11 protein-coding genes are annotated in these 15767 nt (G+C 72.3%); 1 reads left to right on the top strand and 10 read right to left on the bottom strand.

Features of this window, described 5'->3' with window-relative positions:
* Positions 1–132: 132 nt before the first annotated feature.
* Entirely contained in the window at positions 133–2379 is a 2247-nt protein-coding gene (locus ACFFJB_RS05540) for an ATP-binding protein (protein ID WP_376830232.1), read from the top strand.
* A 90-nt stretch (positions 2380–2469) separates the two neighbouring features.
* Here ACFFJB_RS05540 and ACFFJB_RS05535 read toward each other — a convergent pair whose 3' ends face one another.
* The 10 genes from ACFFJB_RS05535 to ACFFJB_RS05490 form a co-directional block, all read right to left on the bottom strand.
* Positions 2470–5460 carry a bifunctional [glutamine synthetase] adenylyltransferase/[glutamine synthetase]-adenylyl-L-tyrosine phosphorylase gene (locus ACFFJB_RS05535; RefSeq protein ID WP_376830230.1) on the bottom strand — a complete coding sequence of 997 codons (2991 nt, stop codon included), beginning with the start codon at positions 5458–5460 and terminating at the stop codon, positions 2470–2472.
* The gene (locus tag ACFFJB_RS05530) at positions 5457–6890 is read right to left on the bottom strand and encodes a HAMP domain-containing sensor histidine kinase (RefSeq protein WP_376830228.1); all 1434 of its coding nucleotides are present in this window, start codon (positions 6888–6890) and stop codon (positions 5457–5459) included. The genes ACFFJB_RS05535 and ACFFJB_RS05530 overlap by 4 nt, the downstream gene beginning before the upstream one ends.
* Complete coding sequence (locus ACFFJB_RS05525) at positions 6874–7557, bottom strand: response regulator transcription factor (RefSeq protein ID WP_376832557.1); 684 nt, start codon at positions 7555–7557, stop codon at positions 6874–6876. The genes ACFFJB_RS05530 and ACFFJB_RS05525 overlap by 17 nt, the downstream gene beginning before the upstream one ends.
* Positions 7558–7730: 173 nt before the next feature.
* The gene (locus tag ACFFJB_RS05520) at positions 7731–9200 is read right to left on the bottom strand and encodes a Do family serine endopeptidase (RefSeq protein ID WP_376832555.1); all 1470 of its coding nucleotides are present in this window, start codon (positions 9198–9200) and stop codon (positions 7731–7733) included.
* Positions 9201–9407: 207 nt separating this feature from the next.
* Positions 9408–9902, bottom strand: coding sequence for a cytochrome c-type biogenesis protein (locus ACFFJB_RS05515; protein WP_376830227.1), 495 nt, complete (start codon positions 9900–9902; stop codon positions 9408–9410).
* On the bottom strand, positions 9899–11899 hold the full coding sequence (locus ACFFJB_RS05510) for a heme lyase CcmF/NrfE family subunit (protein WP_376830225.1): 2001 nt from the start codon (positions 11897–11899) through the stop codon (positions 9899–9901). Before ACFFJB_RS05510 ends, ACFFJB_RS05515 begins: the two co-directional genes overlap by 4 nt.
* On the bottom strand, positions 11896–12336 hold the full coding sequence (ccmE, locus tag ACFFJB_RS05505; RefSeq protein WP_376830223.1) for a cytochrome c maturation protein CcmE: 441 nt from the start codon (positions 12334–12336) through the stop codon (positions 11896–11898). Before ccmE ends, ACFFJB_RS05510 begins: the two co-directional genes overlap by 4 nt.
* A gap of 9 nt (positions 12337–12345) precedes the next feature.
* Positions 12346–13503, bottom strand: coding sequence for a c-type cytochrome biogenesis protein CcmI (gene ccmI, locus ACFFJB_RS05500; protein WP_376830221.1), 1158 nt, complete (start codon positions 13501–13503; stop codon positions 12346–12348).
* Between the two features lie 109 nt (positions 13504–13612).
* Positions 13613–15046 (bottom strand): ATP-binding protein, encoded by a 1434-nt coding sequence (locus ACFFJB_RS05495; RefSeq protein ID WP_376830219.1) that lies wholly within the window; start codon positions 15044–15046, stop codon positions 13613–13615.
* Positions 15043–15741 carry a winged helix-turn-helix domain-containing protein gene (locus ACFFJB_RS05490; RefSeq protein WP_376830217.1) on the bottom strand — a complete coding sequence of 233 codons (699 nt, stop codon included), beginning with the start codon at positions 15739–15741 and terminating at the stop codon, positions 15043–15045. Before ACFFJB_RS05490 ends, ACFFJB_RS05495 begins: the two co-directional genes overlap by 4 nt.
* Positions 15742–15767: the final 26 nt, after the last annotated feature.

Raw genomic sequence — 15767 nt, 5'->3', positions numbered from 1 at the left:
GATGAAGATGATTCGGGAAGATGCGGCACGTCTCCTGATGTCAGGTCTCTGGGATTCCGAAGGGGGTTTGAGATGGCGCGCGTCCAGGCGACGCCCGCACGCGCACCTGCGCGCGCGGCCACCGTTTTGGGAGTGGCGAAGTCCATCACCCACCCGGCGCTCGGGCGTCTGGTGGCGGCCGAACCCTGGCTCCGGCTCGCCGTTCCCGGCCTTCTCGCCGTTTTCATCCTGACCCTTGGCGTCAGCGCCGCCCTGCAGGCGCTGGGCTCCCGCGCCGGGAGCCTCGACAACGCCGCGGTCACCATCGAGCTGCTGGCCAGCGGCCTCGCCGGCGCCGCCCGCGCCGCCGGGGAGGATGACGCCGCCGCCCTCGCCGCCCGCCTGCTCGAGACGGCGCCGCAGCAGGCGCTGGGCGAGGGCCGCGTCATCGCCATCAGCGACCGCAACGGCGAGATCATCGCCTCCGCCCCGGCGGGCGCGCCGGCGCGGGGCGGCCTCGCCGCCTGGCTGGGGCCGACGCAGCCGCTCACCACCTTCGCCGACCGCGCCGGCGTCATGGAGATCACCCTCGCCGACGGCCGGCGGGCGCTGGCGACGGTGCGCAACCTGCCGGCCCCGCTCGGCCAGCTGGCGGTGGCGCAGCCGCTGGACGACGCCCTCGCCGCCTGGCGCGCCGCCATCCGCAACAACGCGACGCTGCTGCTCACCGCCTCGCTGGTGCTGGTAGCCATCGCCGCGGCCTATTTCATGCAGTCGGCCCGGGCCCGCGCCGCCGACGACGTGTGCGAGCGCGTCACCGCCCGCATCGACACCGCCCTCAACCGCGGCCGCTGCGGCCTGTGGGACTGGGACATCGCCCGCGGCCGCATATACTGGTCGGACAGCATGTACGCGCTGCTGGGCATGACCCGGCAGAGCGAGTTCATGTCCTTCGGCGAGGTCAGCGCCCTCATCCATCCCGACGACGGCGACCTCTACGGCCTCGCCGACATGCTGGCCGGCGCCCGCGCCGAAACGGTCGACTATGAGTTCCGCATCCGCAACGCCGCCGGCGAGTGGATCTGGCTGCGCCACCGCAGCGAGCTGGTGAACGACGCCGGCGGCGACGGCGGCCCGCACCTCATCGGCATTTCGGTGGACATCACCGAACAGCGCCGCATGGCCGCCCTCAAAAAGACCTCCGACAACCGCCTCAGCGACGCCATCGAGAGCATCTCGGAAGCCTTCGTGCTGTGGAGCCAGGACCGCCGCATCGTCACCTGCAACAGCAAGTTCCGCAGCCTGCACCGCCTGCCGCCGGACCTGCAGGTGGTGGGCATGACCGAGGAGGAGCTGATGCAGGCCGGCACGCTGCCGGTCGTCCAGACCCGGCCGGTGGAAGGCGCCGTGGTCAGCCGCGACGCCCAGACCTATGAGGCCGAGCTGGCCGACGGGCGCTGGCTGCAGGTGAACGAGCGGCGCACCAAGGACGGCGGCCTCGTCTCCATCGGCACCGACATCACCAGCCTGAAGCGCCATGAAGAAAAGCTGGTGGAGTCCGAGCGGCGGCTGCTGGGACTGGTCTCCGACCTGCGCCGCTCGCGCCAGACCCTGGAGATGCGCGGGCAGCAGCTCGCCGACCTCGCCGAACGCTATCGCGAGGAAAAGGCCCGCGCCGAAGCCGCCAACCGCGCCAAGTCCGAGTTCCTCGCCAACATGAGCCACGAGCTGCGCACGCCGCTCAACGCCATCATCGGTTTCTCGGAGGTGATGGAGCAGGGCGTGTTCGGCCCGCTCGGGCACAGCAAGTACGACGAATACTGCCGCGACATCCGCCAGAGCGGCGAGCACCTGCTGGCGCTGCTGAACGACATTCTCGACATGTCGCGCATCGAGACCGGCAGCCGCCAGATCGTGCGCGCCGGCATCGACGCCCGCAACGTCATTGACTCCGCGGTCAGCCATGTCAGCGAGGCGGCCAGCGGCAAGGACCTGCGCCTCACGGTGGCCGCCCCCGACAGCCTGGCCATGGAGGCCGACAGCCGCGCCCTGCAGCAGATCCTCGTCCACCTGCTGCGCAACGCCGTCCGCTTCACGCCGGAGGGCGGCGCCGTGACCGTGCGGGCCGAGGCCGACTCCGAATGGGCCTACATCCATGTCGCCGACACCGGCGTCGGCATTCCCGAGGAGGCGCTGGACAAGCTTGGCCGGCCGTTCGAGCAGGTGGAAGGCGAGTTCAACAAGGCCAACAAGGGGGCCGGGCTTGGCCTCGCCATCGCCCGCTCGCTGGCCGAGATGCACGGCGGCCGCCTCGAGATCCGCTCGCGCCAGGGCGAAGGCACCACCGCCAGCGTCATCATCCCGCTGCGCGCCCCGCACGCCGCCAGCGAAGCGGCGTGACCCGGCCGGGCCGGCGCGGAAGCTGAACAAAAAACGGGCGCGACGGGGAACGCCCGTCGCGCCCGTTTCGCGCATCCCGTCACGCGGCGGTCAGCCGGCGAGAATCGTCCGGAACAGGCCGCGGACCGTATCGCAGGTTTCGGCGAGACGCGCCTCGAGGGCGCGGGCGTCCGGCTCTCCCACCGCCCCGGCGATGCGCTGCAGCACCGCCGGCGCCACCGTCTTCGGGTCGAAATCGCCGGTGACGGTGAGGCGCTGCCACTGCAGCACCGCCTCCAGCAGGCCGGCGGCGTCGAGCAGCGCCCGTCCGTCGGCCTCCGGCAACAGCCCCTGCTCCGTGGCCGCGGCGAATACGGCGGCGGCGCACCGCCGCTCGAGCGCGGCGAAGGCCTGCGGCCAGGCGAGCGACAGATACTGGGCGATGAAATCCAGGTCCATCAGCCCGCCCGGAGCCAGCTTCACGTCCCAGGGGCCGCGGGCCCCCTTCTCCTTCTCCACCAGCGCCCGCATGTCGCGCACGCTGCGGGCGAGCCCGGCGCGGTCGCGCGGCGCGCCGATGACCTCGCGCACCGTGGCGTCCACGCGCCGCGCCAGCGCGGCGTCGCCGGCCACCACCCGGGCGCGGCTGAGGGCCATGTGCTCCCAGGTTTCGGCGTCCGTGACCTGGTAGCGGGCGAAGGCGGCGTACTGGGTGGCGACGGCGCCCTTGCGCCCGTCCGGCCGCAGGCGCATGTCCACCTCATAGAGGCGGCCACGCCGCGTCGGCACGGTCAGGGCGGTGACGAGACGCTGCGCCAGGCGGTTGTAATAGACCGAGGCGTGCAGGGGCCTTGCGCCGTCGCTCTCCGGACGGTCCGGATCGAAATCGTAGATGACCACGAGGTCGAGGTCGGACGAGGCGGTGAGCTGCTTCGAGCCGAGCCGCCCGTACGCCATCACCGCCACGCCGGCGCCGGGAGCCTCGCCATGGTCGGCGCGGAATTCCCGCAGCACCGCCGCCAGGGTTTCGGCGATGACGGCGTCGGCGATGACCGAGAACGCCTGCCCCGCCCGGTCCGGCGCGTATATGCCGGTGAGCATGCGCGCGCCGGCCACGAACTGGGCCAGCCGCGCGCTGTCGCGGGCGCGGTCAAGAAACTCCTCGAAACTGGCCGGCTGGCCGACATGGGCGCGCACCCGGGCGGCGAAGCTGGCTAGGTCGCCGGCGTCCTCGGCGAAGGCCGGATCGATCACCGCGTCGAGCACGTGCGGACGGCGGGCGACGATGTCCGCGAGGCGCGGCGCGGTGCCGAGCAGGTCGGCGAACAGGTTCAGCAGCCGCTCGTTGGAGCGCAGCATGGAGAGCAGCTCCACCGCCGCCGGCATCTGGCCGAAGGCGCGGTCGAGCGCCGCCAGCGCCCCGTCCGGATCGGCGGTGCGCCCCAGCGCCGCCAGCAGCGCCGGCGTGAGCTCGGTGATCACCTCGCGGGCCCGGGCGCTGGTGATGGCGGGGCGCCGGCCGAAGTGCCAGCCGCGGATGGTTTCGGTGACCGTGGCCGGCTCGCGGAAACCGATGCGCCGCAGCGTCTCCAGCGTCGCCGGATCGTCCGAGGTTCCGGTGAACACGAGGCTGCCGGCGTCGGAGGCCAGCGCCGGCCCCTCCTCGAACAGCAGCGCGTAGTGATGCTGCACCGTGCGGGCGGTGCGGGTGAGCGCCGCGCCCAGCGATCTCGTGGAGGCGAAACCGGCGAAACGGGCGAAGCTCCTCAGGCGCTCCCCGTCCTCCGGCAGGCGCTGGGTCTGCTCGTCATGCACCATCTGCAGGCGGTGCTCGAGCATGCGCAGGAAGCGGTAGGCGCCGGAGAGCTGGTCGCGCGCCTTCGCCGAGATCCAGCCGTCGGCGCACAGGGCCGCCAGCATGTCGAGGGTGCGGGCGCCGCGCAGGTTCTCGCGCCGGCCGCCGAACACCAGCTGCTGGGTCTGCACGAAGAATTCGATCTCGCGGATGCCGCCGCGGCCGAGCTTGATGTCATGTCCGGCGAGGGCGATCTGGTCGTGGCCCTTCACCACATGGATCTGCCGCTTCATGGCGTGAATGTCGGCGATGGCGGCGAAGTCGAAGTACTTGCGCCAGATGAACGGCCGCAGCTCCTTCAGGAAGCCCGCGCCCAGCTCCATGTCGCCGGCGATGGGCCGCGCCTTGATCCAGGCGGCGCGCTCCCAGTTCTGGCCCACGGTCTCGTAATAGGCGAAGGCGGCCGGCAGCGAGATGGCCACGGCGGTGGAGCCGGGATCGGGCCGCAGCCGCAGGTCGACGCGGAACACGTAGCCGTCGCCGGTGCGTTCCTGCAGGATCCTGGCGAGGGTCTGGGTGAAGCGCACGAACAGGCGCCCGGGCTCAAGCCCCTCCTTCAGCGGCGCCTCCGGGTCGTAGAACACGACGATGTCGATGTCGCTGGAGTAGTTCAGCTCGCGCGCGCCCAGCTTGCCGAGCCCGAGGATGGCGAGGCCGCAGCCGCGGCCGGGGTCGTCCGGATCAGGCAGGACGATCTGCCCCTGTCGGGCCATGTCGCGCAGCAGGAAGCGGGCTGCGGAGGCGACGGCGGCGTCGGCGAAGGCGGAGAGCGCGCGGGTCACCTCCACCACGTCCCACACGCCGCCGAGATCCGCCATGGCCACCAGCAGGGCGTTGGCGATGCGGGCGCGGCGCAGGGCCTTCATCAGCGCAGCCTGGTCGGAGGCCTCGCGCCATGCGCCAGCCGCCTCCGCCACCACGGCGGCGTGGCTTTCCTCCGGCGGGGCGGCGAGGAAGGCGTGCAGACGCGCCGCCTGGGCCCTGAGCGCGCGGGCGAGAAACGGCGCATGGGCCAGCATGCCGAGCAGCATGTCGCAGGCGAGCGGGCTCCGCTCCAGCAGCGCGTCGAGAGCGGCGTCGCCGCGGCGCAGCTCGGCCAGCGCCGCCCGCGCCTGCCGCATGGCGGCGGCGTCGCCGCCTTTCGGCGCGGTCACGCAGCGCGCCGCGAGACCGGCGCCGTCCGGCGCCGCCTGGCGCTGCTCCCCGTCCTTCGCCGGCTGTCGCCCGCCGGAACGCCCTTTCGTCATGCCGTCGCGCCCTTTCCTGGCAGTTCAAGCACCACCCGCAGTCCCGGGCGGTTGTCCTCAATGCGCAGCCGCCCGCCGTGCAGCCGCGCCACGGCGGCGACGAGGCTGAGGCCGAGGCCGAAGCCGGGACGGCTGCGCGCCCCCTCAAGACGAACGAAGCGCTGCACCACCTGGCCGCGCTGCGCCTCGGGAATGCCGGGCCCGTTGTCGGAGACGGAAATCTCCACACCCTGCGCCGTGCGCCGCGCGGCGACGGCGAGCTGCGGCCGGCCGGCGGAGGGATCGCGCCCCTCCCCCGCCTCCCCGCCCGCCGGCGCCGCGTATTTGAACGCATTGTCGATGAGATTGGCCAGCGCCTGCCCAAGCAGTTCGCGGCTGCCGTACAGCGGCAGGCGTTCAGGCAGGTCGACGCTGACCGTGAAGCCGAGATCCTCGGCCACCGGCTCGTAGAGCTCGATGACGCTGCGCGCCACCTCGGCGGCGTCGAACTCGGCCATGCTCTCCTGCGGCTGGCCGCCGGCCTCGAGGCGGGCGATCATCAGCAGGGCGTTGAACACCTTGATGAGGTTGTCTGCCTCCTCGATCACCGCCCCGAGAGCGGCCTGGTAATCTTCGGGGGCGCGGGCGCCGCGCAGCGCCTCCTCGGCGTGATTGCGCAGCCGGGTGAGCGGCGTCTTCAGGTCGTGGGCGATGTTGTCGGAGACCTCTTTCAGGCCGTTCATCAGCTCGCTGATGCGTTCGAGCATCTCGTTGAGATGCATGGCGAGGCGGTCGAGCTCGTCGCCGGTTCCGGTCACCGGCAGACGCCCGGCGAGATCGCCGGCCATGATGGTCTTCGCCGTCTGCGACATCTCGTCGACGCGCTTGAGCACGCGCCGGGTGATGAACCAGCCGCCGAGACAGCCGAGCACGGTGATGAGCGTGAGGGAGACGCCGGCGGCGCGCCACATCACCTGGCGCAGGCGCTCCTGCTCCTCCAGGTCGCGGCCCACCAGCAGGCGGAAACCGCCGGGCAGCACATAGACCTGGACGAGGGCGCGGCCTTCGATCTGGCGGTCTTCGTGGCGGTCGTCGCGCCGGTAGGAGATGATGCGCGAACCCTCCTCGTCCAGCACGCCGGCGGGCAGTTCGCCGACGTTGCCGGCGAGGCGCTCGCCGGCGAAGGTGGTGAGGAGATAGAGCGAGGCGCCAGGCAGGCGGGTGCGGCGGTCCACGGCCAGCACGAGGCGGCGCACGCCGCCGATGCGGTACTGCTCGGCGAGGCCGGCGGTTTCGGCGGCGATGGTGGTGCGTGTCTGCTCGATGAGCAGGTCGCGGGCGCTTTGGGTGACGTAACCGAGCACCAGCGCGGCCATGACCACGAAGGCCGCCAGATAGCCCAGCGACAGCTTGAACGCCGTGGTGCGGACGAGTTTACCGAGCGCTGTCACGTATCATGTATCCGGCGCCGCGAACGGTGTGGATCAGCGGCGTGGGGTGGCCCTTGTCCACCTTGGCGCGCAGTCGCGACACGTGCACGTCGATGACGTTGGTCTGCGGATCGAAGTGGTAGTCCCACACGTTCTCCAGCAGCATGGTGCGGGTCACCACCTGGCCGGCGTGCTTCATCAGATATTCCAGCAGGCGGAACTCGCGGGGCTGCAGGGCGATCTCCCTGCCGCCGCGGGTGGCGGTGTGGGCCAGTCGGTCGAGGACGAGATCGCCGACCTGATAGGTGGTCTGTTCGGAGACGCCGCCGCTGCGCCGGCGGGCCAGCGCCTCCACGCGCGCCAGCAGCTCGGAGAAGGCGTAGGGCTTGGGCAGGTAGTCGTCGCCGCCGGCGCGCAGCCCCTTGACCCGGTCGTCCACCTGGCCGAGGGCCGACAGGATCATCACCGGGGTTTCGTTTTTCTGCTCGCGCAGCGAGCGGATCAGCGACAGGCCGTCGAGCCTGGGCAACATCCGGTCCACCACGAGCACGTCGTAGGCGCCCTCGCAGGCCAGCGCGTAGCCCTCGAGGCCGTCGGCGGCGTGGTCCGCCAAATGGCCGGTCTCCTGGAAGGCCTTCACCAGATAGGCGGCGGCTTCCGGGTCGTCTTCGACAACAAGAATCTTCATGTCGCTCATGATAACCTGCCTGCGGCGAAATAAAGAGGGCCGGACGGCGATCCGTCCGGCCCTCCCGCAGAGTTTTCGCGTCCGGCCGCCGTGGAGTGAGCGAGGCCGGCGGCCGGGCGCTTCGGGAAATGCCGGCCGGGTCCGCCGGCGGCGGATCCGGCGGGCGCGGCGCTTCAGCCCGTCGGCAGGGTCAGGGCGAGGAAGCGTTCGCCCTGGGGCGAGGCCAGCTTCAGCAGCACCGCCTTGCGGCCCTCCTTGCGGACCTTCTCGATGGCTTCGGCCACGTCCTTCGGCTTCGAGACCTTCTCGCCGCCGACCTCGGTGATGCGGTCGCCAGGGCGCACGCCCTTCTCCTCGGCCTGGGAGCCGGGGGCCACGCCGACCACGGCGACGCCGTCGCCTTCCATGCCCCGCACCTCATCGGCGGGCGCAAGGGCGAGGCCCAGCTTGCCGGCGCCGGTTTCGGGACCGGAGGCGGTCTTCTCGCCGGGCATGGCGCCCAGCTTCACCTTGACCGTCTCGGCCTTGCCGTTGCGATAGACGGTCAGCTCCGCGGTGGAGCCGGGGTCGAGCATGGCGATGGCGCGGCTCAGCCCGCGGGCGTCTTTCACCGGCTTGCCGTTGACGGCGGTGATGGCGTCGCCGCTCTTCAGGCCGGCCCTGGCGCCGGGGGTGTTGCTCTCCACCTTCGCCACCAGCGCGCCCTGGGCTTTCTCAAGACCGAGGCCTTCGGCGATGTCCTGCGTCACCGGCTGGATCTGCACGCCGAGGAAGCCGCGCTTCACCGCGCCATATTCGCGGATCTCCGACACCACGCGGTTCGCCGTATCGGCCGGGATGGCGAAGGCGATGCCGACGCTGCCGCCGGAGGGCGAGGCGATGGCGGTGTTGACGCCCACCACCTCGCCGTTGAGATTGAAGGTCGGTCCGCCCGAGTTGCCGCGGTTCACCGGAGCGTCGATCTGCAGGAAGTCGTCATAGGGGCCGGCGCCGATGTCCCGGCCGCGGGCCGAGACGATGCCGGCGGTGACGGTGCCGCCCAGACCGAAGGGGTTGCCCACCGCGATCACCCAGTCTCCGATGCGCGGGGTCTCTTTGGCGAAGCTCACCGTCGGGAACGGACCGCTGGACTCGGTCTTCAGCAGCGCAAGATCGGTCTTCGGGTCGCGGCCGACGATCTTCGCCGGCAGGGTGCGGCCGTCGTCGGTGATCACCTCGACCTTCGTGCCCTTCTCCACCACGTGGTTGTTGGTCACGATATAGCCGTCGCTGGTGATGAAGAAGCCGGAGCCCTGGGCCTCGCCGTAACGCCTGGGCGCCGGACGGCCGGGGCGCACGCCCTGCATGCCGGGGCCGGGCTGGCCGAAGCGGCGGAAGAACTGCTCGAAGGGCGTGCCCTCCAGGCCGCCGAAGTCGTCCATGTCGCCGCCCATGAAGCTGCTCTGCATCGGGGCCGCTTCCTCGACCTTGACGCGGACAGAGACGACGGCGGGCTTCACCTTCGCCACGATGTCGGCGAAAGAGGGCTGGCCGGCGACGGCGGCGGGGGCGGCGGCGTAAGCCTGGCCGTAGGGCGGGGTCAGCGCGCCGCCGCCGAAACCGGCGACCGCGACGGCGCCGAGCGCGACGGCGCCCAGCAGCATGGAGGCGGCGCGACCCTTGCGCGCCCCCTTGCGGCGGATGCGGGCGGCGACGTTCTTCTCGTCAGCGGCGCTGTGGGAATTGTTCAGGTTCATCATCATCACTCCGTGGCGTGTTCGCCTTGTCTGGGAGCGACAATGACCGGCCCTGTCTTACGGCGACATCACGGGCGCATGAAAGATTTGTAAGGATTGGCGACGGCGCCGCGCTCAGGCGTCGCCGTCCTGCCGGCGCAGCAGGGCGTCGAGCGCGCGCCTTTCGCCGTCATCCAGCGTTTCGGGCGCGGCCGGCGCGGCCCGGCGCGCGCGCGCCGCAAGGGCGACGCCGCCCAGCAGCAGCACCAGCAGCGGCGCGCCCCACAGCAGTAACGTGCGGCGGTCGAAGGGCGGCTTCAGCAGCACGTAGTCGCCGTAGCGGGAGACGACATAGGCGCGCACCTGATCGTCCGTGTCGCCGGCCTTCAGGCGCTCGCGCACCAGCCGGCGCAGGTCGCGGGCGACGTCGGCGTCCGAATCGTCGATGGACTGGTTCTGGCAGACGAGGCAGCGCAGGCCGAGCGAAATCTCCCGCGCCCGCTTTTCCAGCGCCGGGTCAGGCAGGACTTCGTCCGGCTGCAGCGCGAGGGCGCCGGGCGCGCATCCGGCCGCGCCCGCCAGCGCCACGGCGAAGGCGACCCGGCGCAAGCCGGCCCTGATTCCGGTCATGTCGCCTCCCCCGGCGCCGCGGCCAGGGCCTTCGCCCGCTTCGCCCGGGCGCGCGACAGCGCCGGCGCGCCCACGCGCAGGCGGCGGTCGGCCAGCGACAGCGCCCCGCCGGCGGCGGCGATGACGGCCCCCAGCCAGATCAGCAGCACCCATGGCTTCCAGTAGAGGCGCACGCCGAGCCCCTCCTTCGTCGCTTCGCCCGGCGCCACATAGATCTGGCCGAAGCCGATGGTGGTGATTCCCGCCTCGGTGGTGGTCATGTTGCGGGCCGGATAGAAGCGCCTCGAGGCTTCGACCGTGCGGATCACGGCGCCGCCGTCGAGCACGCGGAAGCGGACGACGTCCTCGCTGTAATTACTGACGTTGCGGGAGAAAGTCTCCGCCAGCGTCAGCGTGTAGGGCCCCGCCCGCAGCGGCTCGCCGGGCCGCGCGACGGCGAGGACCTCGACGCTCCACGCCTGGGCGGCGAGGCCGATGACGCAGACGCCGACCCCGGCGTGGGCGACGGCCGCGCCCCAGGCCGAACGCGGCAGGCCGAAGGCGCGGCGCAGCGCCGTCGCGAGGCTGATCCCCGGCCTCCAGCTGCGGCTGACGATCTCGTTGACGCCCCCGGCCAGCACGAAAAGGCCGAGCCACAGGCCGATGACCGCGAGCGCCGGCCCGCCGCGCGCCGCATAGACGATGGCGAGGCATGCGAGAATGGAGACGCCGGTGACGCCGAGAAGCCGGCGCGCCGCCTGCAGCAGGTCGCCGCGCTTCCACGCCAGCGCCTGGCCGAAGGGAATGAGCAGCAGCGTCGCCATGGCCAGCGGCGTGAAGGTGAGGTCGTAGAAAGGCGGGCCGACGGAGATGCGGTCGTCGCTCACCGCCTCCAGCGCCAGCGGATAGAGCGTGCCGGCGAACACGGTGGCGCAGCAGGCGGCGAGCAGCAGGTTGTTGGCCACCAGCGCGCCTTCGCGCGAGACCGGCGCGAACAGGCCGCCGGCGCGCAGCAGCGGCGCCCGCCAAGCGAACAGGGCGAAGCCGCCGCCGATGAAGAAGGTGAGAATGGCGAGAATGAACAGGCCGCGCGCCGGATCAGTGGCGAAGGCGTGCACCGAGGTGAGCACGCCGGAGCGGACGATGAAGGCGCCGAGCAGCGACAGCGAGAAGGTGAGGACGGCGAGCAGGATGGTCCACACCTTGAGGGCGTCGCGTTTCTCCATCACCACCACCGAGTGCAGCAGCGCCGTGCCGCACAGCCATGGCATGAAGGACGCGTTTTCCACCGGGTCCCAGAACCAGAAACCGCCCCAGCCAAGCTCGTAATAGGCCCAGTAGGAGCCCATGGCGATGCCGAGGGTGAGGAACGCCCAGGCGGCGAGACACCACGGCCTGACGGCCCGCGCCCAGATGGCGTCGATGCGCCCGCCGATGAGGGCCGCGGCGGCGAAGGCGAACACCAGCGAGAAGCCCACATAGCCGAGATAGAGCAGCGGCGGATGGATGGCGAGGCCGATGTCCTGCAGGATTGGGTTGAGGTCCTGGCCTTCGGCCGGCGGCGGCGTGACGCGGACGAAGGGATTGGAGACCGAGACGATGTAGATGAGGAAGGCCAGGGTGATGAGGCCCTGCACGGCGAGCGCGTCGGCGCGCAGCACGCCGGGAACGGCGTTGCGGGCCAGCGCCAGCAGCGCGCCGCACAGGGCGAGCACCAGCGCCCACAGCAGCATGGAGCCTTCGTGATTGCCCCACACGCCGGTGATGCGGAACAGCAGCGGCTTCAGCGAGTGGGAGTTCTCGACCACGTTGCGGACGGTGAAATCCGAGACCACATAAGCCCATGTGAGCGCGCCGAAAGCGACGGCGACGCAGGCGAACACGGCGACGGCGGCGGCTGGGCCGATGGCCATCAGCGCGCCGTCCCGGGCGCGCGCGCCCCAGAACGGCAGCGCCGCCTGCAGCGCCGAGAGCGCCAGCGCCAGCACGAGGGCGTAGTGGCCGGTTTCGACGATCATCTGCCGTCGCCCTTCCACACGCCCTGCTGTTTCAGCGTTTCGGCAACCTCGCGCGGCATGTAGCGCTCGTCATGCTTGGCCAGCACCTTGTCGGCGAGGAAGGTGCGGTCGGCCTGGAGCACGCCCTCGGCCACCACCCCCTGCCCCTCGCGGAACAGGTCGGGCAGCAGGCCGGAGAACGTCACCGGCACGTCGGCGCTGGCGTCGGTGATGGCGAAACGCACGGTCTGGCCGGGCAGCCGCTCCACCGAGCCCTCCTTCACCAGGCCGCCGACGCGCAGCCGCGAGCCCGGCGGCAGGTTCCTGGCCATGACTTCGGAGGGGCCGTAGAAAAAGACGATGGTGTCGCGCAGCCCCACGAGCACCAGGCCGAGGGCCACGGCGAGCGTCGCGAGGGCGGAGGCGATCAGCAGGAGCCGGCGCTTCTTGCGCGTCATGGGGGTTCCTCACGGGGACTTCGGGGACGCAGGGACAGCCGGAACGGCGTCGGGAGCGGAGGCTTTTTCCGCTTCCGCCTGCAGCCGGTCAATGGCGGCGAGCGCCTCGGGCCGTCCGGCGAGGGCGGCGCGGGCGTCGCGGATGGCGGCCGCAGCCTCCTCTTTCCGGCCCAGAACAAGCCAGGAGCGGACCAGCATAATCCAGCCGTCGGGATCGTCGGGGTTCTGGCGCAGGCGCGCGGCGAGGCCTTCGACCATGCTGGCGATGGCGGCCTTCTGCTCCTCCTCCGGGGCTGCGGCGATGGCGCCGGCGGCGGCGCGCCGCTCCAGCCGCCGCATCCGCTCCGCCACCGCCCCGCGCCAGGAGGCGTCGGCGGGCGCATCGGCCAGCAGGGCGCGGAAGGCGGCGAGCGCGCCGTCGACGTCGCCGTCCTGGGCCCTGGCGATGGCGAGATAATAGCGCGGCATGGGCGCGCCGGGCTCTGCGGCCAGCGCCTTCTCAAAGGCCTGGCGCGCCGGCGCGCCGACCACGCCGCCGGCGTCGATCACCAGCGCCTCGCCATAGCGGGCCAGGCGTTGCGGCGTCTCGCCGCGCAGGCGCAGCGCTTTCGCCCAGGCGCTGACGGCGTCGGAGGCGCGGCCCAGCCGCTGGTACACGGGGGCGATCAGCTCCCAGCCTTCGCCGTCGTCGGGCCTGGCGGCGAGCCGGCGCTCCATGCGGGCCACGAGCTCGTCCTCGCGCAGGCTGGAAAGCGGCGCGGCCTGACGTTCGGCCACGGGCAGCGACGGCAGGTCGGGGGAGCCGACGGCGCCGTAAATGGCGAGCGTCAGCAACGGGATGGCGGAGAGCGCGATGGCGGAGGCGGCGCGGCGCCGGCGCAGGGCGTATTCGCTGTCGCCCGCGGCGGCGCGGGCGCCGGCGGCGTCTCCGGCGGCGGCGCGGCTTTCAGCCAGCAGGCGCCGGGCGGCTTCGGCGCGGGCGGCCTCCGCTTCGGCAGGTCCGATGAAGCCGGCGGCGAGATCGCGGTCAATCTCGGCGAGCCGCTGCTCATAGAAGCGGCGCTCGTCCACCTGCGGGGGCGACGACGCCTGCCGTCGCGACAGCGGCCACAGCACGGCCGCGATCGCCAGCCCGGTCATCAGCGCGAATATGAACCAGATCGCCATGGCGCCCTATACCCTGTCTGGCGGGTCGGAGAGATGGCGGGGCGCGGCGACATTTGGTCACAAACCCGGGCGGGCGCTCCCGCCCGCGCCAGCCTGCGGCGCGGCGCCCTCACCCGCCCCCCGGCGCCCGGCCTCCCGGCAGGACCAGCGTCGCCCGCAGGCCGCCGCAGGGCGAGTCGCCCAGCTCCAGCGCGCCGCCGTAGATTTCGGCGAGTTCGGCGACGATGGAAAGGCCAAGTCCCGAGCCCGGGGTGGTCTCGTCAAGGCGCCGGCCGCGGGCCAGGGCGGTGTCGCGCGCGTCCGGGGCCATGCCCGGTCCGTCGTCATCCACCACGATGCGGATCATGCCCGGACGGGCGTCGGGCAGCGCCGCCGCGGCGATGCGCACGTGCGCGCGCCCCCATTTGAAGGCGTTGTCGGCGAGATTGCCGATGAGATCCTGCAGGTCCTGGGCTTCGCCGCGAAAGCGCAGCCCCGGCTCCACAGCCACCTCCACGGCGAGGCCGCGCTCCGCATGAATGCGCCCGAGCGCCCGCGCCAGCCCCTGGATCACCGGCTCCACCGCGGTCACGGCGCCGAGCGCGCCAGTCAGGGCGGCGGCGCGGGCGCGGTCGAGATACCAGTTGATCTGGGCGCGCATCACGCCGGCCTGGTCACGCACCACGCGGGGCAGGTCGGCGGCGTCGGGCTCGCGGGCGGCGCGCTCGGCCTCATTGATGATGACGCTGAGGGGGGTCTTGAGGGCATGGGCGAGATTGCCGACCTGGGTGCGGGCGCGGTCGAGGATCTTGCGGTTGGCGTCGATGAGCAGGTTGAGCTCGGCGGCGAGCGGGGCGACGTCGGCGGGATAGTCGCCGCCGATGCGTTCGGCCTCGCCGTGACGCACGTCCTCGACGGCGCGGCGCAGGCGCGCCAGCGGCGCCAGGCCAAAGCGCACCTGCAGCAGGGCCGAACCGGCGAGCGCCAGGCCCAGCAGCGCGAAAGTCAGCGTGAGATAGAGCGCGAACTCGCGCTTTTCCGCCTCGATGTCGTCCACCGGCCCGGCGACGGTGATGTCGAACCGGCCCTCGTCGCCGAAATCGATGGTGCGGCTGACGAAGCGGTGGCGCCGGTCGTCGGGGCCGTTGAGATAGCCGGCCCGCCCGCCGTCCGGGAGCGTGTCGCGCCCCGCGGCGGCGGCCGGCGGCAGGGTCAGCTGCGAGCCGTAGAGCGAGCGGGAGGCGCGCACCTCCGCCTGGGGCTGGCCGGCGCGGGTGATCTGCCAGTACCAGCCGGAGAGCGGCCAGTCGAACCGCGGATCGCCCGGACCGAGGTTTTCGCGCGGCTCGCTCTGGGCCGGCGCCGCCATCTCGGAGACGAGGGCGGTGAGATAGACCTGCAGGCGCTCGTCGAAAGCGCGCTCGGCGGCGCGGCTGTAGAGGGCGGTGAGGATGACGCCGGCGACGACGAAGATGAGCCCCGACCAGAAAATGGAGGACAGCACGAGGCGGGCGGCCAGGGAGGGCGTGCGCCCGGCGGCGGCGGGCGTGGGCGCCTCGCTCATGCGTCGCCGCGCCCCGCCGCGCCCGCCGTCGCCGGCGCCGGCGCATGAAGGCGGTAGCCGAGACCGCGGACCGTCTCGATGAGATCGACGCCGAGCTTGCGGCGCAGCCGGCCGACGAACACTTCGATGGTGTTGGAATCGCGGTCGAAATCCTGGTCGTAGAGGTGCTCGGTCAGCTCGCTGCGGGAGATGATGCGGCCGGAATGGTGCATGAGATAGGCGAGCAGCCGGAACTCGTGGGAGGTCAGGCGCACCTCGGCGCCGTCCAGCGTCACCCGCGCCGCGCCGACGTCGAGGGTCACCGGCCCGCAGGTGAGCCGGTTGCTGGCGTGGCCGGCCGCGCGGCGCAGCAGGGCGCGCAGGCGCGCCAGCAGCTCCTCCATGTGGAAGGGTTTGGAGACGTAATCATCGGCGCCGGCGTCGAAGGCGAGAACCTTGTCATTCCAGCGGTCGCGGGCGGTGAGCACCAGCACGGGCGTGGCCACGCCGCCGGCGCGCCACTGCTGGAGAATGGAGACGCCGTCCCGCCCCGGCAGGCCGAGATCGAGGATGATGGCGTCATAGGGCTCGGTTTCGCCGAGGAACGCGGCCTCCTCGCCGTCGCGGACGCGGTCGACGGCGTAGCCGGCGGCCTCAAGCGCCTGCGCCACCTGCCGGTTCAGCTCGGCGTCATCCTCCGCCACAAGCAGCCGCACGCCCTGTCTCCCCTTCCGTTTCGCCC

It is taken from the genome of Camelimonas abortus, from assembly GCF_042432745.1.
Taxonomy (GTDB): Bacteria; Pseudomonadota; Alphaproteobacteria; order Rhizobiales; family Beijerinckiaceae; genus Camelimonas; species Camelimonas abortus.
The sequence above is the reverse complement of the archived record's forward strand: the minus strand, read 5'-3'. Positions and strand labels throughout refer to the sequence as shown.